This window comes from Pseudomonas sp. W5-01 (assembly GCF_046540435.1).
GTDB lineage: Bacteria > Pseudomonadota > Gammaproteobacteria > Pseudomonadales > Pseudomonadaceae > Aquipseudomonas > Aquipseudomonas graminis_B.
In genome coordinates, this window is sequence record NZ_JAXCIP010000002.1 from 587698 (window position 1) to 613817 (window position 26120).

The window sequence follows — 26120 nt, forward strand, 5'->3', positions numbered from 1 at the left end:
ATTCAATGACACTCGGGCTTTTTAATTAGTTTTATGCAGGCGAAAAATAAAATGCTGGCAAAATGCCTAAACTTTAAAAATGCCGGAAATTCAAAGGCCTGCAAGCAGACTAAATTGGAATTAGTGCTATTCAGAATCGCGATATCGCGTCACCCCGCACACTGTCCTTAGCAACCGCCCATGCCACCGCACTTATTTTTTCCGAGACATCCTGATGAATACCCTCACCGCCGATGACCGCACGCAGGTCACTCGGGAAGCCACCGTTGAATACTGGAAACACATCATCCCGATCGTGCAGATCGCTTTCGCGCTCCACGTGCTCCTGCTCGGTCTGTTCCTGATTGTGGATCTGCCCGTGATGTGGGTCACCAATGCAGTGAGCGTCGCGGCGTACATCGCCTGTCTGCTGGCGATCAAACGTCGCCTGTATCGATGCGCCGGCATGCTGATCTGCCTCGAAATCATCGCCCATGCGGCCATCGCCACCTGGGTTCTGGGCTGGGACAGCAACTTCCATCTGTACGTCTTCTGCATCGTGCCGATCATCGCCTTCGGCTTTCATTCCTCGCCGGCACGCCGCGGCTGTCTGAGCGCTGCCGTGCTAATTGTCACGGTGGGCGGGTACCTCATGCGCAACAAAGTGCCGGTGATCAGCGTCAGCGAACACGCCCAGGACCTGTTCGGCGCCGCCAACGCATTGACCGCTACAGCGTTGTTGCTTCACGCCACGGCGCTGTCGGTACGCTTCAACCTGTCCATGCACATGAATCTCTATCACTCCGCCCACCGCGACAGCCTGACCAACCTTTACACCCGGCGGCGCGTGCTGCAGCGCTTGCGTCAGTTGGGCGGGGGCCGCCGCGAGATACCCACGGCGCTGGTGCTGATCGACATCGATCATTTCAAGCAGATCAACGACCAGCACGGTCACGACCTGGGCGATGTGGTGCTGCAACAGGTGGCCGACGTCATCGCCCGATGCGTGCGCACCACCGACATCGCCGCGCGCTGGGGCGGCGAGGAGTTTCTGGTGTTGATGCCCAACACCCCCTTCGAGGATGCACGGCTGATCGCCGAGCGGATACTGACGCACATTCGCGAGGAGGCCGGGGAGATCAGACAGATGAGCCTGACCCTCAGCGCGACCCTTGCGGTGGCCATCTTGAAAGACGGCGAGACGTTCCGGGATGCGCTGAACCGGGCGGATCAGCGTTTGTATGAGGGCAAGGAGGAGGGGCGCAATCGGGTGATGCGGGCGGAGTGAGTGCGGTGTTGCCTCTGACGCCTTCCCGGCTAAAGCCGGTCCTACGAATGCGCGCGGTGTGGCGGCTGCTTTCGATTTCAGTGGGACCGGCTTCAGCCGGGAAGAGGCCGCGTACGCTAACAATTCCGCGGTGTCGCACATGACGCTTTCCCGGCTAAAGCCGGTCCTACGAATGCGCGGGGTGTGGCGGCTGCTTTTGATTTCAGTGGGACTGGCTTCAGCCGGGAAGGGGCCGGTTCGTGCGCTAACAATTCTGCGGTGTTGCACCTGACGCTTTCCCGGCTGAAGCCGGTCCTACGAATGCGCGGGGTGTGGCGGCTGCTTTTGATTTCAGTGGGACCGGCTTCAGCCGGGAAGGGGCCGGTTCGTGCGCTAACAATTCTGCGGTGTTGCACCTGACGCCTTCCCGGCTAAAGCCGGTCCTACGAATGCGCGCGGTGTGGCGGCTGCTTTTGATTTCAGTGGGACTGGCTTCAGCCGGGAAGGGGCCGGTTCGTGCGCTAACAATTCTGCGGTGTTGCCTCTGACGCCTTCCCGGCTAAAGCCGGTCCTACTCCGCGCATGCCCGCTCTTCTTCAACTGAGTCGGGTCAGATACGCCGGCACGGGCTGCTCAGGCAGCACGGACAGGACTTTCAGCCGCTGCAGCATCCGTTGGCTGGCGCGGTTGAGGTGCTCTTTGAGGTTGAGCGCGGCGGCATCGAAGGCGCCGTGCAGCAGCAATTCCAGGATCAGACGGTGTTCGGCCAGCATCGCGTCGTCAGGGCCGATACCCAATTGGCTATAGAAAATCCGGCTGATGATCATCGGGCTCTGGCCCTGGCGGATCAACGTCGCGATCTTGCGGTTGGTGATGCCGGCCAGGCAGTGGTGATGCAGGTCCTCCTCCAATCGCTCGATGTCCGCCAGGCTGCACTGCGGGTTATTCTGCGCCGCTTCGACCCGCGCAAGCATGGCGACCAGGTCGTCGCGGCTCAGTCCCGGTGCGGTCTGGCGCAACGCTTCAGGCTCCAGGCAGGCGCGCAGCTCGTAGTCTTCGGTCACCTCCCGAGCCGTAAGCGGCCCGGCCAGCCATTGGGAGTAGGGTTCTTTCTCTACCAGCCCCCGATCACGCAGACGCATCAGCGCCTCGCGCACCACGGCCCGGCTCACGCCATAGTGTTCGGCGGCAATCTGCTCGTCGAGCCGGTAATGACCGAACGCGATACAGGTCGACAGCGCCGCGCCGATTTCCTCGTAAATCCGTTCCCCCAGCGGGCGGGTGTCGACCAGTTCTTCACTGCTGTCCAGACCCAATTGGTGGTGGGTCAGGGCCAGTCGTAGCGGCTCCACGTGGGTGCCGTCGGGATTGACCAGATAACCGCGTCCGTTGAATCGGCTGATCAGGCCTTCTTCATGGAGCAGGTCCAGCGCCCGGCGCACCGGCACCCGGCTGGTGCCGAACAGCTCTGCCAGCGGCGCTTCGAGCAGCACCAAGCCTTCAGCCACGTCACCGTTGACGATGGCATCGCGCAGGACCTGCCGGATCGTGGCGTAGCGGGACGGGGTGCGGGAATCCTCGACGGACATCGATTTCATACACTTCTCGAGAGGCGGGCGGCGATTCTCGCACAAGACAGGTTGTCACTGCGGGTCACGTCAGAACGCACAGTATTGGAGCCGTTGTTACTTTTCTGCACTAAAACGTACCTTTCCGTAAATATCCATTATTTAGGCCGCTCATCACCTTACCCTCGTAAACCCGCACCTTCGGTCAGCTTCAAAAGCCTGGCAACGTATCTAGCGCGGCCGTTCTGGCCCGAAGACTTGTCCATCGGGTCTTTCCAGATATCAGCGTACGCCTACTCTGGCACGCTTTCTGCCTTTGCTAAATGTACATTTCCCGAATATGTACATTAAAGGTAGATGAAATGTCCGACGCTCGCCTCCCGGATCCGTTACTCGCCGACGCACTGGCCATGGCACAAGATTTCGCCAGTGGCCGAAGCGACCCGGTGCAGGCCCTGGACGCGGTACTGAACCAGGCCGCCGCAGTCGATGACGTGTTTATTTCCTTCTCCACCCACCGGGCGCGTCGCGAAGCTCAAGCCTCGGCGGCGCGCTGGAAGGCCGGGCAACCCGCCAGCGTGCTGGACGGTGTGCCCATCGCCTGGAAAGACCTGTTTGACGTGGCCGGCAGCCCGACCACTGCAGGCGCGGCGGTGCGCCGTGATGTCGCGCCGGCGCTGCTGGACGCGCAGACCGTCGGCCTGCTGTCACGGGCCGGGATGGTCAGCGTCGGGAAGACCAACCTCAGTGAATTCGCCTACTCGGGCCTGGGTCTGAACCCCCATTTCGGCACGCCGAGCAATCCCCTCGGGCATGACCAGCCGCGTATTCCGGGCGGCTCCTCGTCCGGCTCGGCGGTGGCGGTGGCGGCGGGCATCGTCCCCATCGCCATGGGCACCGACACCGCCGGCTCGATCCGCATCCCTGCCGCCTTCAACGGCCTGGTTGGCTTTCGCAGCAGTTGCCGGCGCTACAGCCGCGACGGCGTCTTTCCCCTCGCGCACAGCCTCGACAGCCTTGGCCCGCTGACACGCAGCGTGCGCGATGCGATCGCCATTGACGACATCCTGCGGGGTCGCACGAAACCGACCTCTTTGCTGCCACGCCCGCTGGCCGGCCAGCGGTTTTGGGTCGATCAGGCTGTCCTTGAGGATGATCGCGTCGAGCCCGCGGTGCGTGACAATTTGCTGCGCGGTGTGAGTGCGGTGCAGGCCCAGGGCGCACTGATCGAAGTGCGTCCGTCGCCTGCCTTTCAGGCCACGCTTGATCTGATCCAGCAGCAAGGCTGGCTCGGTGCGGCGGAAGCGTTCGCCCTGCATCAGGCCTTGCTCGACAGCGACGCGGCCGCGCAACTCGACCCTCGCGTACGACGCCGTCTTGAAGCGGCGCGGGCGTTCCCGGCCAGCCACTTGATCAACCTCTACAACGCCCGCGAGCGCCTTCAGCAACAGATGAGCGACGAACTCGATGGCGCCTTTCTGATCACCCCGAGCGTGGCCCATGTGGCGCCGCCGCTTGCACCATTGCTCAGCGACGATGACCTGTTCATCCGCACCAATCTGGCCACGTTGCGCCTGACCATGCCGGGCAGTTTGCTGGACATGCCGGGCGTGTCGCTGCCCAGCGGCCGCGACGCGCTCGGCCTGCCTACGGGCCTGTTGATCAGCGCGCCGTGTGGCGAAGACTCACGTTTATTACGCGCAGCGCTGGCCGTTGAGGCCGCGTTGCGCACGTCCCGAAACGAAGGATCCGATAACTCCGCTGGAGAACGATGATGGCTAAAGAAATTCTGTGCGCCTTCGGTGTCGACGTCGACGCCGTGGCAGGCTGGTTAGGTTCCTACGGTGGCGAAGATTCGCCTGACGATATTTCCCGGGGCCTGTTCGCGGGTGAGGTGGGTGCGCCGCGGCTGCTCAAACTGTTCGAGCGCTACGGCCTGCGCACCACCTGGTTTGTGCCCGGTCACTCGATGGAGACGTTTCCCGAGCAGATGAAGGCCGTGTTCGACGCCGGTCACGAGATCGGGGTGCACGGCTACAGCCACGAAAACCCCATCGCCATGACCCCCGAGCAGGAAGAAATCGTCCTCGACAAGTCCATCGAGCTGATCACCCAAATGACCGGCAAACGCCCGACCGGCTACGTCGCACCCTGGTGGGAGTTCAGCAAGGTCACCAACGAGTTGCTGCTCAAGAAGGGCATCAAGTACGACCACAGTCTGATGCACAACGACTTCCATCCGTACTACGTCCGCGTGGGCGACAGCTGGACCAAGATCGATTACACCCAGCACCCCGACACCTGGATGAAACCGCTGGTGCGCGGTCAGGAAACCGACCTGGTGGAGATTCCGGCCAACTGGTACCTCGATGACCTGCCGCCGATGATGTTCATCAAAAAGGCGCCCAACAGCCACGGCTTCGTCAACCCGCGCCATCTGGAAGAGATGTGGCGCGATCAGTTCGACTGGGTCTACCGCGAGCACGAGCACGCCGTGTTCACCATGACCATCCACCCGGACGTCTCCGGTCGTCCGCAAGTGCTGCTCATGCTGGAGCGTCTGATCGAGCACATCCAGAGCCATGCCGGCGTCAAGTTTGTCACGTTCGACGAAATCGCCGATGACTTCGTCCGCCGTAACCCTCGCCACAGCTGATTGGCCCTTCATTCCGAGGCGTGACCCATGTCCATTTACAACAAGCTTGATCTGACCGGCTGGAAACCCCAGCAACTGACTTCCGAGCAAGTGCGCTACGCCACCTGGATCGCTTTTTTCGCGTGGGTCTTTGCGGTGTACGACTTCATCCTGTTCGGCACCTTGCTGCCGGAAATCGGTCGGCACTTTCAGTGGGGCGAAGCGGAACAGGCGGAAATCGCCACCTGGGCTGCGGTCGGCACAGCGGTCATCGCCTTGGCCATCGGGCCGTTGGTGGACCGTCTCGGTCGACGCATGGGCATCATTTTCACGGTCACCGGTTCCGCGATCTGCTCGGCGCTGACGGCGCTGGGCGGGTCATGGGGCAAGTCGCCGCTGATCCTGATCCGCTCCCTGAGCGGGCTGGGGTACGCCGAAGAAACCGTTAACGCCACGTACCTCAGCGAAATCTATGCGGCCTCCGAGGACCCGCGCCTGGCCAAACGCCGTGGCTTCATCTACAGCCTGGTGCAGGGCGGCTGGCCGGTCGGCGCATTGATTGCCGCAGGCCTGACCGCGGTGCTGCTGCCGATCATCGGCTGGCAGGGCTGCTTCGTCTTCGCCGCGATCCCGGCGCTGGTCATCGCGTTCATGGCACGCAAGCTCAAGGAAAGCCCGCAGTTCCAGATTCACCAGCGCATCACCCAACTGCGCAAGGCCGGCGACGCTGAGCAGGCCAGGCAAGTGGCGATGACCTACGGCGTGGACTACGAAGAGCATCGCACGGCTGGCATCGGTGCAGCGTTCCGGGGCACCTCGCGGCGCGCCACGCTGGTGATCGGCGCAGCGATCCTGCTCAACTGGGCGGCCATTCAAGTGTTCAGCGTGCTGGGCACCTCCGTCATCGTCAGCGTGCACCACATCTCCTTCGAGAACTCGCTGATCATCCTGGTGCTGTCGAACCTGGTGGGTTACTGCGGTTACCTGAGCCACGGTTGGATGGGCGACAAGATCGGCCGGCGCAACGTCATCGGCCTGGGCTGGATGCTCGGTGGTCTGTCGTTCACCGGCATGCTCTTCGGCCCCAGCAACATGCCCACGGTGGTCGGCCTGTACAGCCTCGGGCTGTTCTTCCTGATCGGTCCGTATTCTGCGGCCCTGTTTTTCATCAGCGAAAGCTTCCCGACCAGCATCCGCGCCACCGGTGGCGCGATCATCCACGCCATGGGCCCGATTGGCGCGGTGGTCGCGGGTTTTGGCGCGACTTCGGTACTGAGCGCTGGCGGCGACTGGCAGACGTCGGCGCTGTATTTCGGCGCCGTGCCGTGCTTTCTGTCCGGTGTACTGATGTTCGCCGCCCGCCATGTGCGCCCCGAATCCGTCCAATAGCAACCGTCCAATAAGGAGCTGAACATGACTCGCACCGTAGCGTTGATTACCGGGGCCGCCAGCGGGATCGGCCAGGCCCTGGCGGTGGCGTTCGCGCACAAGGGCGTTGCCGTGGTGGGCGGCTATTACCCGGCCGACCCCCATGACCCCGAGATCACGGCGCGGCTGGTCGCCGACGCCGGCGGCGAATGCCTGATGGCGGAGCTGGACGTGACCCGGACGGCCTCGGTTGACGCCCTGGCCGAGCAGGCGATCAGCCGCTTCGGCCGGATTGATTACGCGGTCGCCAATGCCGGCCTGCTGCGCCGCGCACCGTTGCTGGAGATGACCGACGAGCGCTGGAACGAGATGCTCGATGTCGACCTCACCGGTGTGATGCGCACTTTCCGCGCGGCGGCCCGGCACATGGGCGAGGGCGGCTCCATGGTGGCGATTTCGTCGATTGCCGGGGGCGTCTATGGCTGGCAGGACCACTCGCACTACGCCGCGGCCAAAGCCGGGGTGCCCGGGTTGTGTCGCTCACTGGCGGTGGAGCTGGCGCCCCGGGGGATTCGCTGCAACGCCGTGATCCCCGGGTTGATCGAGACACCGCAATCGCTGGACAGCAAAAACTCACTCGGACCGGAAGGCCTCGCCAAGGCGGCCCGTGCCATCCCGCTGGGCCGTGTCGGCCGGGTCGATGAAGTCGCCTCGCTGGTGCGCTTCCTGTGCAGCGACGAGTCCAGCTATCTCACCGGACAAAGCATCGTCATCGATGGCGGCCTGACCGTGCGTTGGCCGGAGTAGGGCGTAGCGCCGATCCGCTATTGATTGCGCCACAAGCCGCAGACTGAAAGAGGAAACACCATGCAACTGGTCAATAAACGCGCGGTGATTACCGGCGCAGGCAGCGGCATCGGCGCCGCCATCGCCCGGGCGTATGCCGAGCAGGGCGCGCGGCTGGTCCTGGCCGACCGCGACGCCGTCACCCTGGCGAACACCGCCCAGCACTGCCGCGAGTTGGGCGTCGAGGTGGTCGAAAGCGTCGCCGATGTCGGCACCGTCGAGGGCGCGCAGGCCGGCGTCGACGCCTGCGTTCAGCACTTTGGCGGCATCGATATTCTGGTCAACAACGCCGGCATGCTCACCCAGGCCCGCTGTGTCGACCTGACCCTGGACATGTGGAATGACATGCTGCGGGTCGACCTGACCAGCGTGTTCATTGCCAGTCAGCGTGCCTTGCCGCATATGCTGGCGCAGCGCTGGGGGCGCATCATCAACGTCGCGTCGCAGTTGGGCATCAAGGGCGGCGCCGAGCTGACCCATTACGCGGCGGCCAAGGCCGGGGTGATCGGCTTCAGCAAATCCCTCGCCCTGGAAGTGGCCAAGGACAACGTGCTGGTCAACGCCATCGCGCCGGGCCCGATCGAAACGCCGCTGGTGGCCGGGATCAGCAGTGCCTGGAAAACCGCCAAGGCGGCGGAGCTGCCCCTGGGGCGTTTTGGTCTGGCGGAAGAAGTGGCGCCCGTCGCCGTGCTGCTGGCCAGCGAGCCGGGAGGCAACCTGTTCGTCGGCCAGACCCTGGGGCCGAATTCCGGCGATGTGATGCCTTGATGCCCAAGCACAAAGAACATAGCCGCGAATAGCTCATCACCAAATAAAGCAGGAGCAACTAACCATGTGTGGACTCTGCGGCTTGCTGGGCGAAGACGTGCACTGGAGCGACCCCCTGGGCGACGAATTGCCCCGTCGCCGCGAACGCCTGCGCCGGATCGCCGCGATCAACAAGGTGGTGGCGCCGTTTCGTCTGAAGGTCGAGGACTTTCAGGGCGTCTCCTACCTGCTGCTCGGCGCCACCGGCAAGCAGGAACTGGCCAGCGGTCTCGACCAACTGTGGCAACGGGCCGAGCAGTTGATCGGCCGCCCGCTGGACCCCCTCGATGAGCGACTGCTGGACCACCTGGAGCAGCACCCATGAGTATCGCGCTGAACGTCATCACCGGTTTTCTCGGCAGCGGCAAGACTACCTTGCTCAAGCGCCTGCTGCAGGGCGAAACCCTCGGCGACACGGCGCTGCTGATCAATGAATTCGGCGATGTCGGCATCGATCACCTGCTGGTGGAAGAGGTCGCGCCGGACACGGTCCTGCTGCCCAGCGGCTGCGTCTGTTGCTCCATTCGCGGCGAATTGCGCGATGCCCTGACCGGCTTGCTCCAGCGCCGGGCAAAAGGTGAAGTGCCCGCGTTCCGACGCATCCTGCTTGAAACCACGGGCCTGGCCGATCCCGCGCCCATTCTCGCCACCATCAACAATGACCCGCACCTGCGCGGGCGGGTGCACATCGGTCTGGTGGTGACCGTAGTCGATGCCAGCCATGCCGCGCTGCAGGAGCGCCTGCACCCGGAATGGATGGCCCAAATCGCCGCCGCCGACCGACTGCTGATCAGCAAGACCGACCTCGCCGATGACGATGCGCTGCGATCGCTGCAGCGGCGTTTGCAGTCGATCAACCCCGCGCCGGTGCTGACCACGGATGCCATTCAGAGCGGCGATCAGCTGCTGCTCGGTGACGGGCTGCACAGCAGTGATCCCGCGCAGGAAGTCGCGCGCTGGCACCTGAAGGCCTTGCGCTCGACGCCCGCCCGCCACGGCGAAGCGCAGGTCTGCTGCCTGACTTTCGAACGTCCGTTGGACTGGGTCGCTTTCGGGGTCTGGCTGTCCATGCTGCTAAGATGCCACGGCGAACGAATCCTGCGCGTCAAAGGACTGCTTAACGTGAAAAACAGCCATGCCCCCGTCGTCATTCATGGTGTGCAGCATTGCCTGCATGCGCCGGTGCATCTCCCTGCATGGCCTGGCGATGACCATCGTTCGCGACTGGTGTTTATCGTGCGCGGGCTGGACACCGCGTTGCTGCGCCGCTCGTTCGAGGTGTTCACCGAACGCCTGGCGCCGGCGCCCCGGGAAGCGCTGGCATGACGGTGACGCTGCGGGTCCTGGGCACTTCGGTGACGCTGCTTGAATCCCTGCGGGTTCGCGCCGAAGAGGACCTGGGCATCAAGCTGGTGTATCAGGTGCATGACGTGCAGACCGCCCAGCGCATCGCGGTCATGCAGCCCGACAGCTACGACCTCTATGACCAGTGGTTCCACAACGTGGATTTCGTCTGGCCCGCCCGCGCCATCCAGCCCATCGATACGCGCCGTGTCGCTTTGTGGCACGAGATCAATGACTTGCCCAAGCGCGGCAGGCTGTCGGCCAGTGACCGGCTCGGCAGCGGCAGCGTGCCCAGCGAGCGCCTGTTCGTGCAGCACGACGGCAGCCTCGGCAGCGCGGTAAGTGAGCGGATCAGCATGTTGCCACTGACCCACAACGCCGACAGTTTCGCCTATCGCCCCGAGCGCCTTCCCGCCGGTTTCAGTTCGGCGGACGAGAGCTGGGGCTGGCTGGTTGATCCGGCGTGGTGCGGGCGGGTGGCGCTGCAAAGCGACGCGGCCATTGGCGCGCTGGACGCTGCACTGGCGGTGCAAGGCGCCGGGCTGGCGCAGTTCAGTGACATCGGCAACCTGAGCATCGAAGAGATCGACGTGCTGGCCGACATCCTCGTGCGCAAGCAGGGGCAGGGCATGTTCGGCGCGTTCTGGTCTGACGATGAAGAAGCGGCGGAGCTGATGTTGCACCCGACCATCGATATCCAGAGCCTGTGGTCGCCGACCCTGGTGCGCTTGCATCGCGCCGGCGTGAAATACCGGGTCGCCGTCCCGCGTGAGGGCTATCGCGGCTGGTTCGGCGGGTTGTCCCTGTCGCGCCATGCCAAGGGCGCGGTACTCGACGCGGCCTATGCGTATCTGAACTGGTGGCTGTCCGGCTGGCCCGGCGCGGTCATGGCCCGCCAGGGTTATTACATCGGCAATCCGGCCCGCAGCCGCGAACACATGAGCGCGGCCGAGTGGGATTACTGGTACGCCGGGCTGCCCGCCCGGGAACAGCTGATGGGCAGCGACGGCTTGCCGCTGATCGACATCGGCGAAGTGCGCGATGGCGGCTCTTACGAGCAGCGCATGGGCCACATTGCGGTGTGGAATGCCGTGATGGATGAACACAACTACCTGGTGCGCCGCTGGGGGGACATCTCCCGGGCCGGCAGCAAAGGCACGCGCAGGCAGTGAAGCCCTGGCGCGGGCCGTAAGCCGGGGCGTCGCGGACCGCTGCGCTGGCGCCCCTGCAAAATGCCCGGCTGGCTGATTAGCCGATAAACACGTTCACAACCATCGATTACTCATGGACTATAGGCGCCATTTGGCGGCCTCTACAGGAGGCCTGCGCTCGTAGCTTCAGGATCCCGTGAATGAACATCAAGATTGAAGCGCTGATCGCCCGCAAGATCGGCTTCGCCTCCCACCAGAATGCCGTTCCCCTCGTGCGCGAATTGAGCCTCTGGAACCAGGAAGAAACCACCCTTGAAAACCTGGTACTGACCTTAAGCACTGACCCGGACTTCGTTGAAAGCCGAAGCTGGAATATTGACCGCATCCATCCCGGTGATCGCCTCAGCGTCTCTGATCGCGACATCAAGCTGAACGCCGGTTACCTGTCCGGCCTGACGGAAAGCCTGAACGCCGACGTGATCATGCGCGTGTCCCAGGGCGAGACGGTGCTCGTCGAGCAGCGCTTCCCCACCGAAGTGCTCGCCCGCACCGAATGGGGCGGGTTGAGCGCGATGCCGGAGTTGCTCGCCGCGTTCTGCATGCCCAACGACCCCGCAGTGGACCGGGTGCTCAAAGCCGCCTCGCAGGTCTTGCGCCGTGCCGGCAAGAAAGACGGCATCGACGGCTACGAAAGCAAATCCCGCACCCGCACCTGGGAGCTGGCTTCCGCCATCTGGTCGGGGGTGTGCAGCTTCCAACTGAGCTATGCGCTGCCGCCCGCCAGTTTCGAGCAGCAGGGCCAGAAAATCCGACCGCCGAGTGTGGTGCTGGAAAACGGCGTGGCGACGTGCCTGGATACCGCACTGTTGTTCGCGGCCGCGCTGGAGCAGGCCGGGTTGAATGCGTTGCTGGTCATGACCAAGGGGCACGCGTTCGCCGGTGTCTGGTTGCAGCCGCAGGAATTTTCCCAGTTGCTGACCGATGAAGCGTCGGCCGTGCGCAAGCGTCTCGATTTGAAAGAAATGCTGGTGTTCGAGACGACCCTGGCGACCCAGGCGCCGGCGCCGAGTTTTTCCCGTGCGGTGGCTGCCGCCGAACGGGAGCTCGACGATGAGCAGTTCATCATGGCCGTGGATGTGCACCGCGCCCGGATGCAGAAGATTCGCCCGATGGCGCTGGTGTCAGCTGTCCCGGTCGATGGGGCCGACGATGCACCGCCTGTGTTTGAGGGGCTGGAGGAAGCGCCGTCGCTGCCGGGGTTCGATGTCGAGATCAATGAAGACGCCTCGGGCCCGGCCGGGAAACTGACGCTGTGGCAACGCAAACTGCTCGACCTGACCACGCGCAATCGTCTGCTGCATTTGCCGGACAGCGCCAAAGGCGTGCGTCTGCTGTGCCCCGACCCTGCGGCCCTCGAAGACCTGCTCTCCAGCGGTCAGCGCATCCGCGTGGTGGCCGTCCCAGACCTGAAAAGCGGCGGCCGCGATGAGGCCCTGTATGAACAGCAGAACAACGAGAGCCTGGTCGACGAAGTGGCCCGTCAGGCACTGGCGCGCGGCGAAGTCCTGGCCAGTCTGGAGAAGGTCAAGCTGGAAGCCACGCTGATCGACCTGTTCCGCAAGGCCCGCAGCGATCTGGAGGAAGGCGGGGCCAACACGCTGTTCCTGGCCATCGGCTTCCTGAAGTGGAAGAAAAGCGCCGACGACCCGAAAACCTATTCCGCGCCGCTGATTCTGTTGCCGGTCAAACTCGAGCGTAAAAGCGCCTTGTCCGGCGTCACCCTGAGCCTGCTCGACGAAGAGCCGCGTTTCAACCTGACCTTGCTTGAGCTGCTGCGCCACGACTTCGAGTTGATCATTCCCGGGCTGGACGGTGAGCTGCCCAGCGACGGGAGCGGCATTGATGTGGCCGGCGTCTGGAACAGCGTGCGCCGGGCCGTGCGCGATATCCCCGGATTCGAGGTGAGCACCGAACTGGTGCTGGGCACCTTCTCGTTCGCCAAATACCTGATGTGGAAAGACCTGAACGCCAACGCGGCGCAGCTGCTGCAAAGCCCTCTGGTCAAGCATCTGCTGGACCCCGACACGGCGGGAGAAGGCTTTTCCGGTTCGGCCGAATTCCCCCGGCCCGAGCGTCTGGATGCGACCGTTACGCCGGCGCAGCTGTTCGCACCCTTGCCGGCCGATTCGTCGCAAGTGGCAGCGGTGGTGGCATCGGCCAACACCCATAGCTTTGTCATGGACGGTCCGCCCGGCACCGGTAAATCCCAGACCATTGCCAACATGATCGCCCACAACCTGGCCCTCGGCCGGCGGGTGCTGTTCGTGGCGGAGAAACGCGCGGCCCTTGACGTAGTGTTTAGGCGCCTGGCGGAAAAGGGCCTCGGCGAGTTCTGTCTGGAGCTGCATTCCAGCAAGGCGTCGAAGGTTGAAGTGCTCAAGCAGCTGGACCGCGCCTGGGACGTGAGTGAAGCGTTGAGCGCCGAGGAATGGGAGCGTGAAGCCGCGCGGCTGCAGGCCCTGCGCTCACGGCTCAATCAGCTGGTCGACGTGCTGCACCGACGCTGGGATAACGGCCTGACCCTGCACCAGTCCATCGGCCGGGTGGTTCGCGACCACAGCCCGCAGACGCCAAGGCTGGCCTGGGAAACGGGCACGGAACACGATGGGGCCGAGTACGCCGGGTTGCTAGATCTCGCCCGTCGCCTGGGACTCAATGGAAGTGCCGCCCGCGACCTGTCAGGTAAGTTTGGCGCCCTGGCGCAGACCCAATGGTCGAACGCCTGGCAGGCACAGATTGCCGGTGCCGCACGGGAAGTGCCCCTGTCGCTCGATGAATTGAACGCCGCCAGTGAGCGGCTGCTGGCACTGACCCACGTGCCGTTGCTGGTGGCTGAAGTGGCTCAGGTCCAGCAGCTGCATGATCTTGTCGCCCTGATGCTTGAGTCCCATGGCCTGAACCTGTCGTTTGCCTTTGCACCCGACGCTGCCGCGCGCATCGAAGCGGCCCGGCGCAGTTGCCAGTTGCTCGAGAGCTATCGGGAGCTTGAAGAAACCCTGTCACTGGATTACGCCGATGAAGCGTGCCGCCGTGTGCCGGTCGCGCAACTGCGCAGCGAGTGGCACGAAGCCGAGGGCAAGTTCTGGTTCCTGGGAACGCTGGCCCAGAAAAAGGTGGCGAAGAAACTCGCCTCGCTCGGAGGCGCGGCGGGCCTGCCGGACACCGTCGGCGACCTCGCTATTTTTGAGCGCCTGCACGCCCAGCTGCTGGAAATGGACGCGTTGGCCAGCGACATGCAATCGATCCCTGGCTGGCAAGGGCTGAAGAGCGACCCGGTGCGCACGCTGCAGGCCGTGACCCTGGCCGAGGGGTTGCGCAGCACGCTGATCGGGATGGCCGACTCCCCCGAACACCTGGTTGCCCTGCGCGGCGCCGTGGCGCGTCTGGTAATCGACGCGAACGACATGCTGGCGCCGAATGGCCAACTCGCTACCGCCGTATCGACCTTGCAGCAGGCGTTGTCCCGCGTTGAGGCGGCCGTGCGTTTGTTCGCCGCGCTGGCGTGCACAAGCACTCAAACGTCCCTGAGCGTGGCGACACTTCGGGCGACGTCACTTGCCATCCAGCAGCAGGAAGAGCAGCTCAAGGCGTGGTGCGACTGGTGCCGGGTGCGCGAACAGGCGGCCGAGGCCGGCCTGGCCAATCTTGCCCAGACACTGGAAGTCGGCAGTCTGTTGCCGTCTACCACCGAGGAGACCTTCGTCACGGCCTATGCCCATTGGTTCGCCACCCAGGGCATCGACGGCGAACCGTTGCTGCGCAATTTCGTCGCGGCCGAGCACATGAGTGACATCAGCGCCTTCGTGCGCCTGGACGACGAGCTGGCGAAACTGACCGTGCGCTATATCCGCGCCAAACTCTGCGGATTGATTCCGTCCAAGAACGACATTCCCAAAAGCAGCGGCTTTGCCATTCTCAAACACGAGCTGCAGAAGTCGCGCCGGCACAAACCGGTCCGGCAGCTGGCGATCGAGATGGGCGATGCGCTGAATTGTCTGGCCCCTTGCATGCTCATGAGCCCGTTGTCGATTGCGCAGTTCCTGCCCGCCGATCAGCCGCCATTCGATCTGGTGATCTTCGACGAGGCGTCGCAGATCGCGCCGTGGGACGCCATTGGTTCGATTGCCCGGGGCAAGCAGGTGATCATCGCCGGTGACCCCCGGCAGATGCCGCCCACCAACTTCTTCAACCGTGGCCCGAACGCCGGTGACGACGACACCGCCGAAGACATGGAAAGCATCCTCGACGAATGCCTGGGGGCAGGGGTGCCGAGTCACAGTCTGAGCTGGCACTACCGCAGTCGCCATGAAAGCCTGATTGCCTTCTCCAATCACCGTTATTACGACAGCAACCTGATCACCTTCCCGGCCGCGGAAACCCGCGCCAGTGCGGTCGAGTGGCGCAAGGTCGAGGGCGTCTACGCGAAAGGCAAGGGGCGTTACAACCAGGCCGAAGCCCAGGCCATCGTCGATGAAACCGTCAAGCGCCTCACCGACCCTGCGTTTGTGGCGGCGGGGTATTCCATCGCCATCATCACCCTCAACTCCGATCAGCAGAAGCTGATCAACGACCTGCTGGACGCGGCCCGCAAGCAATACCCGCAGATCGAGCCGTTCTTCCAGGACACCCAGACCGAGCCGGTGGTGGTCAAAAACCTCGAAACGGTCCAGGGCGACGAGCGGGACCTGATCATGCTCGGCATTGGTTATGGCCCTACCGAACCCGGTGCGCCGGTGATGTCGATGAACTTCGGGCCGCTCAACAAAGACGGCGGCTGGCGCCGGCTCAACGTCGCCATCACCCGGTCACGGCGAGAGATGCTGGTGTTCACCTCGTTCGATCCGTCGATGATCGACCTTAATCGCACCAACGCGCGGGCCGTGCGGGATTTGAAGCACTTCATCGAGTTCGCTCAACGTGGGCCGAAAGCGCTGGCCGAGGCGATACAAGGCTCGGTCGGCGGCTATGACTCGCCGTTCGAGGAGGCCGTCGCCCAAGGGCTGCGGCGTCTGGGCTGGCAGGTCGTGCCGCAGATCGGCGTGTCACGTTTCCGCATCGATCTGGGCATCGTTCACCCCGATCGTCCGGGCGACTACCTGGCGGGTGTTGAGTGCGACGGTGCCACCTATCACAGCGCGGCCACTGCCCGGGACCGGGACAAAGTGCGCGGAGCCATTCTCACCGGGCTGGGCTGGAACCTGCTGCGGCTGTGGTCCACCGACTGGTGGGTGGATAAACACGGGGCGTTGCAAAAGCTGCACGTCGCGCTGAACGATCTATTGGATCAATCACGACGGGACAGCGCGGCCGAACGGGTTGATGAAGCCGTCGCTGCGCCGGCGGTGGCCGACAAGGACCCGGTGTAAGGGGCCTGATCGGCGCGTGCGGAGTGAGGGTTACATCGGCGTGTTCATCAGTTCGCGCACGCGAGCGGCCAGTGTTTCAATGGCGAAGGGCTTGGTCAGTACATGCATGCCAGGCTCAAGCTGGTTGGCGCCGATGGCCGCGCTTTCCGCGTAGCCGGTGATGAACAGCGTTTTGAGTCCCGGACGGAGTTCGCGCGCGGCGTCGGCCATCTGGCGTCCGTTCATCCCGCCGGGCAAACCCACATCGGTGACGAGCATGTCGACGCGCACGTCCGAGCGAAGCAGCGTCAGTCCGCTGGCACTGTCCGCCGCCTCCATGACGGAATAGCCCAGCTCGCCCAGCACCTCTGTCACCAGCATGCGCACCGTGGGTTCATCGTCCACAACCAGGATCGTCTCGCCAACGCCAGCCGTCTGGGTGGCGGCATTCGGGATGTGCGCTTCATGGGCGCCGGGATTTCCGTGGTGGCGGGGCAGGTAGATGCACAGCGTGGTGCCTTGCCCTACCACAGAGGCGATGCGAACCTGCCCCCCGGATTGCTTGGCGAAACCGTAAATCATCGAGAGGCCCAGTCCCGTGCCCTGGCCGATGGGTTTGGTGGTGAAGAAAGGGTCGAATGCTTTCGCCACGACGTTGGCCGGCATGCCGGTCCCGGTGTCTGTGACGCTGAGGGTCAGGTATTCGCCCTCGGAGACCTCCAGCAGCAGGGCTTCGGCGGAGCCCACGACCTGCCAGCGGGTTTCGATGGTGATGCTGCCACCGTCCTGCATGGCATCCCGCGAGTTGATGCACAGATTCAGCAGCGCATTTTCCAGCTGGCTCGCGTCGACCAAGGCCACGCAGCTGTCCGGCGAGCCGACGGTCTGCACGGTGATGCTGGGGCCCACGGTGCGCTGAATCAGCTCGGTCATGCCCTCGACGAGGCTGTTGATCTCGGTAGGGCGGGGATCGAGTGTTTGCCGGCGGGAGAACGCCAGCAGTCGGTGGGTCAGGGCGGCAGCCCGCTTGGTGGCGCCTTGCGCCGTCGTGAGGTACCGGTCGACATCCGTCAGACGACCCTGGGCAAACCGTGCGCTCAACAATTCCAGCGAGCCGGAGATGCCCGCGAGCAAGTTGTTGAAGTCATGGGCAAGCCCGCCCGTGAGTTGACCCACTGCTTCCATTTTCTGCGACTGGCGAAGTTTCTCTTCGGCCTGCATCAAGGCTGCGGTGCGTTCAGCCACGCGCTGTTCAAGGGTGTCGTTGAGGGTGCGCAGGGCGGCGATCGCCAGGTCGCGCTGGGCTTCCACCGAACGCCGCTCTTCCACATCGATCAAGACACCCGGAAAACTGAGGGGGACGCCGTCCTCGCTGAAGTTGACGCGCCCGTTGGCCTCGATCCAGTAGTATTTGCCGTCCGCCCGACGCACCCGGTATTGATGGGCGTAGGCGCCGCCGCGGCTAATGGCTTCGTTGATCGCCGCCATCAGTCCGGCCCGGTCTTCCGGGTGCACAGTTTCCACCACTTGTTCCAGGCTGAGCCCTTCGTGGCCCAGCATCGGGTCGAGTCCAAAGGCCCGGGCGAAGGCTTCGTCCACGGTGAAACTGTCGCTGGGCAGGTCCCAGTGCCACGTGCCGAAAATCGCCCCGGCCTCAAGCGCCAGCTGCACGCGCTCGACGTTGGCGCGGGCGATGGCTTCGCTCTGGCGCAAACGTTCCTCGGCATCCCGCCGCCCCGTCACGTCATTGAAGATGATCGCGATCTGACATTCGGCGGGATCGCCCACAGGCACGGCGCGCACGTCAAACCAGCGCTGAAAGGCTTTGGCATAGCTTTCGAAGGTGGCCGGCACGCGCGTCTTTGCCACACGTCCGTAGGTGTCGAACCAGAACTGCTCGAGGTCGGGCGCAAACTCCGTGACCCACTTCCCGCGCAGGTTGACCCCAGCCTCGCGTTCAAAAGCCGGATTGGCCTCGACAAAGCGGTAATCGACAGGGGTTTCGTTGGCGTCGAACTTGACCTGGACGATGGCGAAGGCGGCCTCGATGGTTTCCAGAATGGTCCTGAACCGCTCCTCGCTCTGACGCAGGGCCGCTTCGGTGTCGCGGATGGGCGTGAGGTCGAGCATTGCGCCGATCATGCGCACCGCCTGACCTTGAGCATCCCGGATGACGTGCCCGCGGTCGAGGACCTGGGCGTACGTGCCGTCCACCCTTCGAAACCGGTACTCTTCGCTCCAGCCTGTCAGCCTGCCGTCTATCACGTCGTGGATCGAGGTGACGATGCGCTGCCTGTCATCGGCGTGAATCTGTGCCATCCACCAGTCGCCGGTCATGGCGATGGTGGCGAGCGGATGCCCGTAGACCCGTTCCAGGGCGTCGTTCCACAGGACGTGGTTGTCTTTCAGGTCCCAGTCCCAGATGGCATCGTTGGTGGCCTTTACCGCGAGGCGGTAGCGGGTCTGAGCCTCTTCGATCGCTTGCTCGGCCACGCCGTCGACTGCGGGCTCAACCGCAGTGTCGATCGAGCCCGCCATCGCATTCTGTCGAATGCCGGTGCACAGGCTTTCCAGCCTGAGGGCTTCACTTTTCTTCAATGCCGAACGCAACTGCATGACTTCAGCCTCAAGGGCTTCCCGGGTCAAATGCTTCAAGTGTCCACCTGTAAACGTAACGTTATGACCTGAGACCGGGGGGCGCCATCGTCCCTCCGGGACTGCATCAGCCGGTTGATCCAGCAGTATCGGCGGCCAGCGTTTTACGCTGCATGCTGGCAGAATGCAATTCGGCTTCAGAAAGGACTCGCGCAGAAAGCCAAAGGTTCCAGCCACAGGGTTGATTTGCCAGACCCGACGGGGCGTCTGTTCCGTTGGTTTTGGCGGTGTTGATCGAGCCTGCGGCGATGGGCTGCTCAATGCCCTTGACCTTGCCGCAGTGGAAAGGTCTAGCGTGACCGCTTCGTCTCAACCCTCATCCAGGATGCTTCGTCATGAAAAAGATTGCCGCCGTTGTCAGCGTGATTGCTCTGCTTGCCGTAACCGCCGTCAGGGCCGATCAGGCGGAGGACGTCAAACAGATGCATGAGGCCTACCAGCAATCGATGGGCGCCATGAAAGACGACATGCATCACGGGATGATGAGCGACGACCCTGACGTTGCCTTCGCGGCGGGCATGCTGCCTCACCACGAAGGCGCAGTGGAGATGGCGAAGATCGAGCTCAAATACGGCAAGGATCCGGAGATGCTGGAACTGGCCCGCAAGATTGTGGCGGCGCAGGCGGCGGAAATTGCGCAGATGAAGGCCTGGCTGAAAGCGCATCCGGCCAAGTAAAGCGGCAAAACCCTGCGCCCCTGATCAGGGGCGCTGATGTCCGCCCATGCGGCGTGGCAGGGCAACGCAGGCGCTGCTGCGTGCGCATCAATTTGTGATGTTCGAGTCGATTTTCTTGCCCATGCTGATGCGCGGTTCGGTTGAGTAGCCCACAGACTCATAGAACGCCTGGACGCTGGCATTGGTGCTGACGATCTGCAGGTTGATTTTCATGCACCCCCGCAATGTCAGGGCGTGCTCGGCATGACGAACCAACTGCACGCCCACGCCTTTTCTGCGATGTGAGGGGTGAACCGCCACCGCATACAGCCATCCACGGTGCCCGTCGTACCCGGCCAGAACAGTACCCACCACCTCATTGTCCGTCAGGGCGACAAAGAACAGACCGTCCGCAACCGCCAGCTTTTTGTCGATGGCGAGGCCGGGCGTGTTATGGGCGGTTTCGTAGCCTAATACAGCGTTCCAGAGTTCGATCACGGCCTGGCGATGCAGCGCGTCGGAGTAGTTGGTAATGGCAACCATGGTCAGGCTCCTTATTCAGCGGTAGTGGGCGAAGGGATTTTCTGCGCTGGCACTCGCGACTTATCGTCCCGAGACCAGTGCCAGCCGACAGGCCAGCCCCAAAAAAACCGCACCCAGCACCTGATTCAGCCGCTTGGCGATACGGACATTGGTCGCCAGCTTGTGCCCGATCCGACTGGCCAGGAGGATGACTGCGCCGTTCACCAGTAAACCGATGACATTCAAAACCGTGGCGAATATCAGCATCTGCACGACCAGCGAGGCTTTCGTTGGATCAACGAACTGCGGAAATAACGCCAAGACGAACAGTGCCATTTTCGGGTTGAGCAGATTGGTCACCAATCCCTGCCGGAAAATACTCAGAAGCGGCGTGGGCGCAAGGTCGGCATCAGCATGCAGCGGCGACGGGGCGCTGAACGCTTTCCAGGCGAGAAAAACCAGATAGGCAGCCCCCGCGAACCGCACCGCGTCGTAAGCGGCGGGCACATTGATCAACAATTGCGACAGCCCGAGTGCGGCAGCCAGCGCGTGACAATAGGTGCCCACCTGAATGCCCGCCAGTGAAACGAAACCTGATGCTCTGCCCTGGCTCATGCTCCGCGATGCAATCAACAGCATGTCCGGGCCCGGTGTCAGCGTGAGCGCCAAGCAGGCGCCAGCGAAAAGCAGTAATACCGAGAGATCAATCATCACGTCCCTTCCCGAGGTCATGTAAACGGCTAGTGCAGGCACGCATGTTACCGGACGGTGGCGCTTCTCTGGAGGGCTTTGCGGGATGACGTCATTCAGTGGCGCCACGACCCATGGGGTAATTCAATGCGCCTTTCAGCCTTGGCCAGCGCGGCCTTCAGCGCCTCCTTGCGTAACGGAATGCAGTAAGCGGGTTTGGCCCGTTCGAATCGCCAGCTGTCGTCAAGGTTGCCGGCGTCGACCGCGTCAAATCCCACCTCGTCCAGCAGCTGTATGGCCAGCGCTTTCGCAGCAGGGTCATCGGCGGCCACCGGCAAGGCGCGTCGGTCGTACACCGTATTTGGGCGAGCATCGCGGGTGAGGTCATCGGCCAGGATCGCGTTGAACACCTTCACCACATGGGCGCGAGGCAGATGCTCGGCGAGCAGCCGGCTGGTGGTGGTTTCGAACCTGTCCAGCGCCGGGATAGGGCCATCCTGGTCGGAATAGTAGTTGTTGGCATCCAGCACCGTTTTACCCGCAAGCCATTCGGCGGGCAGGGTTGGGTAGTGCTTGAAGGGAATCGCCACGAGAACAACATCGCCAAAGCGTGTTGCATCTTGGATGGTGCCAATTTGAGCCTGCGGGATCTCGGTGGCCACATTTTCCAGGGTTTCAGGCCCGCGCGAATTGCTGATCATGACTTCATGGCCAGCCGCGATGAACAACTGCGCCACTGCGCGCCCGATGAAGCCTGCCCCGATGATGCCGATGCGCATGTGATAACTCCGATGATGTGCTGGAAGCGGCCATGATGATTGCGAACCAGCGGCAGATAAATAATCATCAGCCGCTTAGTCTCGCTACCAGGAGTGTTGAATCATGGACCGTCTCAGCAGCATGGAAGCCTTCGTCACGGCAGCGGAGTGCGGGTCTTACGCCAAAGCGGCCGAGCGAATGGGGCTGTCGCCGCAGATGGTCGCCAAACACGTCGCTGCGCTAGAGCATCGGCTCGGCGCGCGGTTGCTGAACCGCACCACGCGGCGCCAGAGCCTGACCGAACTGGGCCAGGCGTATCTGGAGCGTTGCAAACACATTCTCAGTGAAGCGAGAGCGGCGGATTCCCTTGGGGAAATGATGAACGACACCCCGCGCGGCAAGCTGAAAATCAGCGCGCCCATCACCTTCGGCTCCTCTCGACTCATGCCCTTCGTCACGACATTCCTGCGGCTGCACCCCGAGATTGAAATCGATCTGCAGTTGACCGATCGCTTCGTTGATCTGGTGGAGGAGGGGTTTGACCTCGCATTCAGGATCGGCCCGGTGGAGGTGTCCAGCCTGACCGCCCGGCCGTTGGCGCCGTATCAACTGGTCGCCTGCGCGGCGCCTGGCTATCTGGCAGAACGCGGTGTGCCGCAACGTCCGCAGGACCTGAGCCAGCATGAGTGCCTGGGCTACGCCTGGTGGTCGCAGCCGACTGACCGCGAATGGGTGTTCTGCAAGGGTTCGACGGTGGCGCGGGTTCAGGTGGCCAGTCGATTGAGGGTCAACGAGAGCCGCGCGCTGCTCTCGGCCGCGCTGGACGGCTTCGGCATCGTGCTCGGCCCGCTGATATTCCTGGAGCCTGCCTTGCGCAGTGGCGAGCTGGTGCGAGTATTGCCTGACTATGAGGCGCCGAGCCGGCCCCTGCATATGCTGTACACCGGCAGCCGGCAGCGAACGGCCAAGCTGCGCCGGTTTATTGATGCGGCGCTGCTGCGGTTCGGTTGAGCGCTTCGTGCAGGTGGGCGCCGCGCTTGGTTCGAGGACGCAGCTATTCCGTTTAGTGCCCCCCGGACGACGCTGGCACCTGTTTCTCCCTCTGGCTGGCTTGTCCTGAATGCCAGACCGGCCAGACCTGTGCAACAACAAACAGCACCTCGAAAACCGTAAACCCGAGAATCAGAAAACTCGCTCCCTGAGCGACTGCATAAAGCTGCCACGCCGCAAACAGCGCCCTTGCCAGTGCGTCGTATAACCCGACGCGACGGCTCGGTTGCGCGAGGCGCCACAACGACCAGACCACCACCACGCTGCCAAGCAGGTTGGCGAACAGCATCCCGCTGACGTCCAGCACAGGCACGGGCCGCTCCAGTGCCAGAGCGGCCGAAAGCGCGGCAAAGGCGCTGAACACCCATGTTGCAGTCCAGGGCGTCATGAAGCCTGCCGTCATAATCAAGTCGTAAACGGCGCTGCCTCTGACAAGGTGCCTGTTGGTCTTTGCGTTGATCATGATCATCCCTCAGAGTTGAGCCCGCAGGCTAAAGCCTGGTCTTAGGTCCAGAGTCAACGTGAGCATTGAACGTGATGAAAATAGGTGAAGTGGCACTGCACGCTGGCGTGTCTGTGGACGCGTTGCGGTTTTATGAGGAGAAAGGCCTGATCAAGCCCCGGCGCAGTGCCAATGGCTATCGGCATTATCCGCAGGAGACCCTGCAGCTGGTGGGGTACATCAAGCTGGCGCAGCAGCTGGGGTTTTCGCTGAAGGAGATCGGCGAAAACCTGCCGTTGCTGTGGAACAGCGAGCAGGTCTCCAGCGACCTGCTCGCTCGATTATTCAGCGAGAAAATCGCGTTGCTGGACGAGCGCATCGGGCAGATGCACGCGCTGCGCAATCTGTTGGCCGAGCGGGCCGGGCAGGTCTGTCCGCTGTTGGGCAATGGCGCCGCTGACTCGCCCGGAAGGGCGCATCACCTGGCAATGCCCGGCCGTCCGTAACGCCGCTTTCAGTCGCACAGCGCCTGGCTGCGACGCATCGCTATCGGCCGCACCAGGCTCAGCAATCCTGCCAGGGCCATGGCCGCACCGACCCAGAGCGGCGAGCGCAAACCCAGGCCTGCGTCGATCGTCACACCGCCCGCCCAGCTACCGAACGCCAGTCCGGCGGTGATGACCGAGGTGTGCATGATGTTCACCAACGCACCGGGCTCGGCCGCTTTCATGACGCGCGCCACCATCGCAGGATTCAGTGCCACACCGGTCAGTCCGAGGGCAAGGAAGCACATCAGGTTGAGCCACAGATGATCCCCAGCCAGGGCGAAGCCCGATAACGCCAGCACCATGATTGCCAAGCCCCAGCCGACGATCGCCATCATGTAGCGGTCCGCCAGCCGGCCCACCACCCAGTTGCCCAGCACGTTCGCGACGCCGTACAGCGCCAGCAGCGGTGCGACGAATTTCGGCGCGACGCCGACTTCCTGAATCAAAATGGGCGTGCAATAGCTGAAGGCGGCAAACGTAGCGCCGATGATCAACCCGCTGGTGACGTACGCCGCCCAGAGGGGCGGGTTCTTCATGTCGGCGACTTGTTGGCGCAGTGGCGGTTCGCTGCCGTTGGCGCTCGCCGGCAGGCGCTTGCTCGCCAGCACCGTGCACAGCATCGCCAGCACCACCACCAGCCAGGCGCTCGCACGCCAGCCAAAGTGTTGCTCGACCCATGTAGTCAGCGGCACGCCTACGACCGGGGACAGCATCAGCCCGGCAAGGACCACCGACACCGCCCGACCGCGACGTTCCGGCGTCACGAGGCCTGCGCACACCGTCATGCACAAACCGATGCAGACGGCACTGGAGATGCCCATGACCACGCGAGCAGCAGCGAGCACCAGATAACTTTGCGCGGCCGCTGCGACTGCGCCGGCGACCACATAACAGACGAGCAGCGCGATCAAAGAGCGTTTGTTGCTGACGCCTTTTGACAGCAGCAGGACGGTCACAAGCGGGCCGCCGATCGCCATGCCCAAGGCGTAAAAGGCGATCAGGTTGCCGACCTGGGCGAGACTGACCGAGAACGCGTCGGCCAGTGCCGGCATCATGCCGGCGACCATGAACTCGGCCGTCACCAGCGAGAAAATCGTCAGGCCCAGAAGGTAGACGGTGGAGGGGAGCTTGCTGCGGCTGGACATGGGTTTCCCGAGGGGTAAAGAAGGCCGGCTACCCTAGGGATTGAGACGGGGCAGGTCAACAGGCAATCAAGTCACTGTCCCGGGAAAACAGTGGCGGTTGCATCATCCCGAGGCCCGCGCTTGCATCGCCAGCCATTCCTCGCGGGTCAATTCCCAGAGTTCTTGAACCATCGGACCCGAGACGAAATGGCCGTCCCGGCGCTCGATCAGTCGCATGCCTTCGCGCTGAGAAATCCTTCGCGAGGCATCATTGCCCGCCGCTTTGGGCACCTGCATCACTGGCCGCTGCAGCGTTTCGAACCAGAAGGCGTTGACCACCTCGCACGCCTCCTGGATATAGCCCTGGCCGCGCCACTGCGGCGCGAGCCAGAAACCCCTGTGGTTTTTGAGCTGATCGTGCAGGCTGATGCAGCCGATCACCCGCGCCGGTTCGCCGATCAGGCGTATCGTCCAGTGCCATTCGCTTCCCTCTGCCGCAGCAGGAAGCGCGACGTCGCGGATGTAGGTCAGTGCGCCGTCTTCGGGATAGGGCCATGGCACATGGCTGTCCAGATACCGGACCACGTCCCACTGGGGAAACACCTGTTGAATCGCGGGCGCATCTGTCAACAGCAGCGGGGCGAGTATCAGTCGAGCCGTGTGGAGCGTGGGGCTGTCCATGTGGGTTTCTCCCTGCAAACAGTGCAGCGACATTGATGCCCTATTCATTGGGCAGAGAACAAGCGTCCTGCCACTGGCTCCCGGACATTGTTGATCGCCAGCTTCTGGTCTCGGCTGTTGCTCCGCTGGCAAGCACACGAAAGTCGATGGGAGCGTATGGCACCTGATCCGATCGAACTCCTCCGAATCAGTCCCGGTCTGAGCATGACGGATGCACCGTCACCCTTTATTCATTAAATGGCACTCGTCTGCCAGAGGATCTGATCATGCTCGGAAAGAAATACCTCCCTCATCTGCTGTTCACCGCCGTATGCGCCGTCAGCAGCTTTTCGTACGCTGCCGAACAGCCAAGCGTGACGATGGATCGGCCGGGCGCAGGGGTCAAGGAAATCAAGGAAGGCGATAACGCCCCTGACCAGTACCAACGTCCGAGCCTCGCCGTTAAAGACTGGCGCGCACGCCACCTGACTGCACCGGACAAGAACCAGCAGTGGGTGGAAATCAAGGACAAATACGCGTTGATTGACATCCCTACCGGGACGATCAAACAGATGGTGCCGAAGGCCAAGGGGCACAAGTAACGCCGTTGGTTGAGACCCCATTTCTCAGTCAACGAATGAAGG

The 26120-nt window shown here is 63.2% G+C and carries 22 protein-coding genes; 14 read left to right on the forward strand and 8 right to left on the reverse strand.

The features are described 5' to 3' along the window. The first annotated feature begins 214 nt into the window (after positions 1-214). Positions 215-1267 (forward strand): GGDEF domain-containing protein, encoded by a 1053-nt coding sequence (locus tag SLW75_RS08020; protein ID WP_192130287.1) that lies wholly within the window; start codon positions 215-217, stop codon positions 1265-1267. 575 nt (positions 1268-1842) lie between these two features. Here the strand turns inward: SLW75_RS08020 and SLW75_RS08025 are convergent. Beyond that, positions 1843-2835, reverse strand: coding sequence for a GntR family transcriptional regulator (locus SLW75_RS08025; RefSeq protein WP_410929049.1), 993 nt, complete (start codon positions 2833-2835; stop codon positions 1843-1845). 341 nt (positions 2836-3176) lie between these two features. On the opposite strand from SLW75_RS08025, the gene SLW75_RS08030 reads away from it, so the two are divergent. The 9 genes from SLW75_RS08030 (at position 3177) to SLW75_RS08070 (ending at position 16391) form a co-directional block, all read left to right on the forward strand. Then, positions 3177-4589, forward strand: coding sequence for an amidase (locus SLW75_RS08030; RefSeq protein WP_410934106.1), 1413 nt, complete (start codon positions 3177-3179; stop codon positions 4587-4589). Continuing rightward, on the forward strand, positions 4589-5470 hold the full coding sequence (locus SLW75_RS08035) for a polysaccharide deacetylase family protein (RefSeq protein ID WP_065988813.1): 882 nt from the start codon (positions 4589-4591) through the stop codon (positions 5468-5470). The genes SLW75_RS08030 and SLW75_RS08035 overlap by 1 nt, the downstream gene beginning before the upstream one ends. A 27-nt stretch (positions 5471-5497) precedes the next feature. Further along, positions 5498-6838 (forward strand): MFS transporter, encoded by a 1341-nt coding sequence (locus SLW75_RS08040; protein WP_410934107.1) that lies wholly within the window; start codon positions 5498-5500, stop codon positions 6836-6838. A 24-nt stretch (positions 6839-6862) separates the two neighbouring features. Continuing rightward, positions 6863-7624, forward strand: a complete 762-nt coding sequence (locus tag SLW75_RS08045; protein ID WP_410934108.1) for an SDR family NAD(P)-dependent oxidoreductase — start codon at positions 6863-6865, stop codon at positions 7622-7624. A 60-nt stretch (positions 7625-7684) separates the two neighbouring features. After that, positions 7685-8431, forward strand: coding sequence for an SDR family NAD(P)-dependent oxidoreductase (locus tag SLW75_RS08050; RefSeq protein ID WP_065988816.1), 747 nt, complete (start codon positions 7685-7687; stop codon positions 8429-8431). A 64-nt stretch (positions 8432-8495) separates the two neighbouring features. Further along, positions 8496-8795: a hypothetical protein gene (locus SLW75_RS08055; RefSeq protein ID WP_065989066.1), complete on the forward strand. Its 300-nt coding sequence runs from the start codon at positions 8496-8498 to the stop codon at positions 8793-8795. Beyond that, entirely contained in the window at positions 8792-9796 is a 1005-nt protein-coding gene (locus SLW75_RS08060; protein ID WP_410934109.1) for a CobW family GTP-binding protein, read from the forward strand. The genes SLW75_RS08055 and SLW75_RS08060 overlap by 4 nt, the downstream gene beginning before the upstream one ends. Next, positions 9793-10986, forward strand: a complete 1194-nt coding sequence (locus SLW75_RS08065) for an ABC transporter substrate-binding protein (RefSeq protein ID WP_410934110.1) — start codon at positions 9793-9795, stop codon at positions 10984-10986. The genes SLW75_RS08060 and SLW75_RS08065 overlap by 4 nt, the downstream gene beginning before the upstream one ends. Positions 10987-11165: 179 nt before the next feature. Beyond that, positions 11166-16391 (forward strand): DUF4011 domain-containing protein, encoded by a 5226-nt coding sequence (locus SLW75_RS08070; RefSeq protein ID WP_410934111.1) that lies wholly within the window; start codon positions 11166-11168, stop codon positions 16389-16391. Between the two features lie 30 nt (positions 16392-16421). On the opposite strand, the gene SLW75_RS08075 is transcribed toward SLW75_RS08070, so the two are convergent. Further along, a complete protein-coding gene (locus SLW75_RS08075) occupies positions 16422-18908 on the reverse strand; it encodes a PAS domain-containing protein (protein ID WP_410934376.1) in 2487 nt (828 codons plus the stop codon). Positions 18909-19360: 452 nt separating this feature from the next. Here SLW75_RS08075 and SLW75_RS08080 point away from each other — a divergent pair, with 452 nt between their 5' ends. Further along, entirely contained in the window at positions 19361-19702 is a 342-nt protein-coding gene (locus tag SLW75_RS08080; RefSeq protein ID WP_065988821.1) for a DUF305 domain-containing protein, read from the forward strand. Between the two features lie 87 nt (positions 19703-19789). Here SLW75_RS08080 and SLW75_RS08085 read toward each other — a convergent pair whose 3' ends face one another. The 3 genes from SLW75_RS08085 to SLW75_RS08095 all read right to left on the reverse strand — a co-directional run bounded on the left by SLW75_RS08085 (position 19790) and on the right by SLW75_RS08095 (position 21672). After that, the gene (locus tag SLW75_RS08085) at positions 19790-20224 is read right to left on the reverse strand and encodes a GNAT family acetyltransferase (RefSeq protein ID WP_410934112.1); all 435 of its coding nucleotides are present in this window, start codon (positions 20222-20224) and stop codon (positions 19790-19792) included. A gap of 60 nt (positions 20225-20284) precedes the next feature. Continuing rightward, positions 20285-20914 carry a LysE family translocator gene (locus tag SLW75_RS08090; protein ID WP_410928882.1) on the reverse strand — a complete coding sequence of 210 codons (630 nt, stop codon included), beginning with the start codon at positions 20912-20914 and terminating at the stop codon, positions 20285-20287. Positions 20915-21009: 95 nt separating this feature from the next. After that, positions 21010-21672: an NADPH-dependent F420 reductase gene (locus SLW75_RS08095; protein WP_410934113.1), complete on the reverse strand. Its 663-nt coding sequence runs from the start codon at positions 21670-21672 to the stop codon at positions 21010-21012. A 103-nt stretch (positions 21673-21775) separates the two neighbouring features. Here SLW75_RS08095 and SLW75_RS08100 point away from each other — a divergent pair, with 103 nt between their 5' ends. Further along, a complete protein-coding gene (locus SLW75_RS08100) occupies positions 21776-22663 on the forward strand; it encodes a LysR family transcriptional regulator (protein ID WP_410934114.1) in 888 nt (295 codons plus the stop codon). A gap of 52 nt (positions 22664-22715) precedes the next feature. Here the strand turns inward: SLW75_RS08100 and SLW75_RS08105 are convergent, their stop codons facing one another. Next, a complete protein-coding gene (locus tag SLW75_RS08105; RefSeq protein ID WP_410934115.1) occupies positions 22716-23171 on the reverse strand; it encodes a hypothetical protein in 456 nt (151 codons plus the stop codon). Positions 23172-23239: 68 nt separating this feature from the next. On the opposite strand from SLW75_RS08105, the gene SLW75_RS08110 reads away from it, so the two are divergent. After that, a complete protein-coding gene (locus SLW75_RS08110; protein WP_410934377.1) occupies positions 23240-23650 on the forward strand; it encodes a MerR family transcriptional regulator in 411 nt (136 codons plus the stop codon). A gap of 8 nt (positions 23651-23658) precedes the next feature. On the opposite strand, the gene SLW75_RS08115 is transcribed toward SLW75_RS08110, so the two are convergent. Both SLW75_RS08115 and SLW75_RS08120 read right to left on the reverse strand, forming a co-directional pair. Beyond that, positions 23659-24837: an MFS transporter gene (locus SLW75_RS08115; RefSeq protein ID WP_192130298.1), complete on the reverse strand. Its 1179-nt coding sequence runs from the start codon at positions 24835-24837 to the stop codon at positions 23659-23661. A gap of 102 nt (positions 24838-24939) precedes the next feature. Continuing rightward, positions 24940-25497 (reverse strand): GNAT family N-acetyltransferase, encoded by a 558-nt coding sequence (locus SLW75_RS08120; protein ID WP_065988828.1) that lies wholly within the window; start codon positions 25495-25497, stop codon positions 24940-24942. Positions 25498-25763: 266 nt separating this feature from the next. Here SLW75_RS08120 and SLW75_RS08125 point away from each other — a divergent pair, with 266 nt between their 5' ends. Further along, positions 25764-26078, forward strand: coding sequence for an RcnB family protein (locus SLW75_RS08125; RefSeq protein ID WP_065988829.1), 315 nt, complete (start codon positions 25764-25766; stop codon positions 26076-26078). Positions 26079-26120 lie beyond the last annotated feature (42 nt).

Coding starts and splice junctions, on each gene's coding strand:
- SLW75_RS08020 (WP_192130287.1), top strand. CDS start 215: ATGAATACCCTCACCGCCGATGACCGCACGCAGGTCACTCGGGAAGCC.
- SLW75_RS08025 (WP_410929049.1), bottom strand. CDS start 2,835: ATGTCCGTCGAGGATTCCCGCACCCCGTCCCGCTACGCCACGATCCGG.
- SLW75_RS08030 (WP_410934106.1), top strand. CDS start 3,177: ATGTCCGACGCTCGCCTCCCGGATCCGTTACTCGCCGACGCACTGGCC.
- SLW75_RS08035 (WP_065988813.1), top strand. CDS start 4,589: ATGGCTAAAGAAATTCTGTGCGCCTTCGGTGTCGACGTCGACGCCGTG.
- SLW75_RS08040 (WP_410934107.1), top strand. CDS start 5,498: ATGTCCATTTACAACAAGCTTGATCTGACCGGCTGGAAACCCCAGCAA.
- SLW75_RS08045 (WP_410934108.1), top strand. CDS start 6,863: ATGACTCGCACCGTAGCGTTGATTACCGGGGCCGCCAGCGGGATCGGC.
- SLW75_RS08050 (WP_065988816.1), top strand. CDS start 7,685: ATGCAACTGGTCAATAAACGCGCGGTGATTACCGGCGCAGGCAGCGGC.
- SLW75_RS08055 (WP_065989066.1), top strand. CDS start 8,496: ATGTGTGGACTCTGCGGCTTGCTGGGCGAAGACGTGCACTGGAGCGAC.
- SLW75_RS08060 (WP_410934109.1), top strand. CDS start 8,792: ATGAGTATCGCGCTGAACGTCATCACCGGTTTTCTCGGCAGCGGCAAG.
- SLW75_RS08065 (WP_410934110.1), top strand. CDS start 9,793: ATGACGGTGACGCTGCGGGTCCTGGGCACTTCGGTGACGCTGCTTGAA.
- SLW75_RS08070 (WP_410934111.1), top strand. CDS start 11,166: ATGAACATCAAGATTGAAGCGCTGATCGCCCGCAAGATCGGCTTCGCC.
- SLW75_RS08075 (WP_410934376.1), bottom strand. CDS start 18,908: ATGGCGGGCTCGATCGACACTGCGGTTGAGCCCGCAGTCGACGGCGTG.
- SLW75_RS08080 (WP_065988821.1), top strand. CDS start 19,361: ATGAAAAAGATTGCCGCCGTTGTCAGCGTGATTGCTCTGCTTGCCGTA.
- SLW75_RS08085 (WP_410934112.1), bottom strand. CDS start 20,224: ATGGTTGCCATTACCAACTACTCCGACGCGCTGCATCGCCAGGCCGTG.
- SLW75_RS08090 (WP_410928882.1), bottom strand. CDS start 20,914: ATGATTGATCTCTCGGTATTACTGCTTTTCGCTGGCGCCTGCTTGGCG.
- SLW75_RS08095 (WP_410934113.1), bottom strand. CDS start 21,672: ATGCGCATCGGCATCATCGGGGCAGGCTTCATCGGGCGCGCAGTGGCG.
- SLW75_RS08100 (WP_410934114.1), top strand. CDS start 21,776: ATGGACCGTCTCAGCAGCATGGAAGCCTTCGTCACGGCAGCGGAGTGC.
- SLW75_RS08105 (WP_410934115.1), bottom strand. CDS start 23,171: ATGATCATGATCAACGCAAAGACCAACAGGCACCTTGTCAGAGGCAGC.
- SLW75_RS08110 (WP_410934377.1), top strand. CDS start 23,240: ATGAAAATAGGTGAAGTGGCACTGCACGCTGGCGTGTCTGTGGACGCG.
- SLW75_RS08115 (WP_192130298.1), bottom strand. CDS start 24,837: ATGTCCAGCCGCAGCAAGCTCCCCTCCACCGTCTACCTTCTGGGCCTG.
- SLW75_RS08120 (WP_065988828.1), bottom strand. CDS start 25,497: ATGGACAGCCCCACGCTCCACACGGCTCGACTGATACTCGCCCCGCTG.
- SLW75_RS08125 (WP_065988829.1), top strand. CDS start 25,764: ATGCTCGGAAAGAAATACCTCCCTCATCTGCTGTTCACCGCCGTATGC.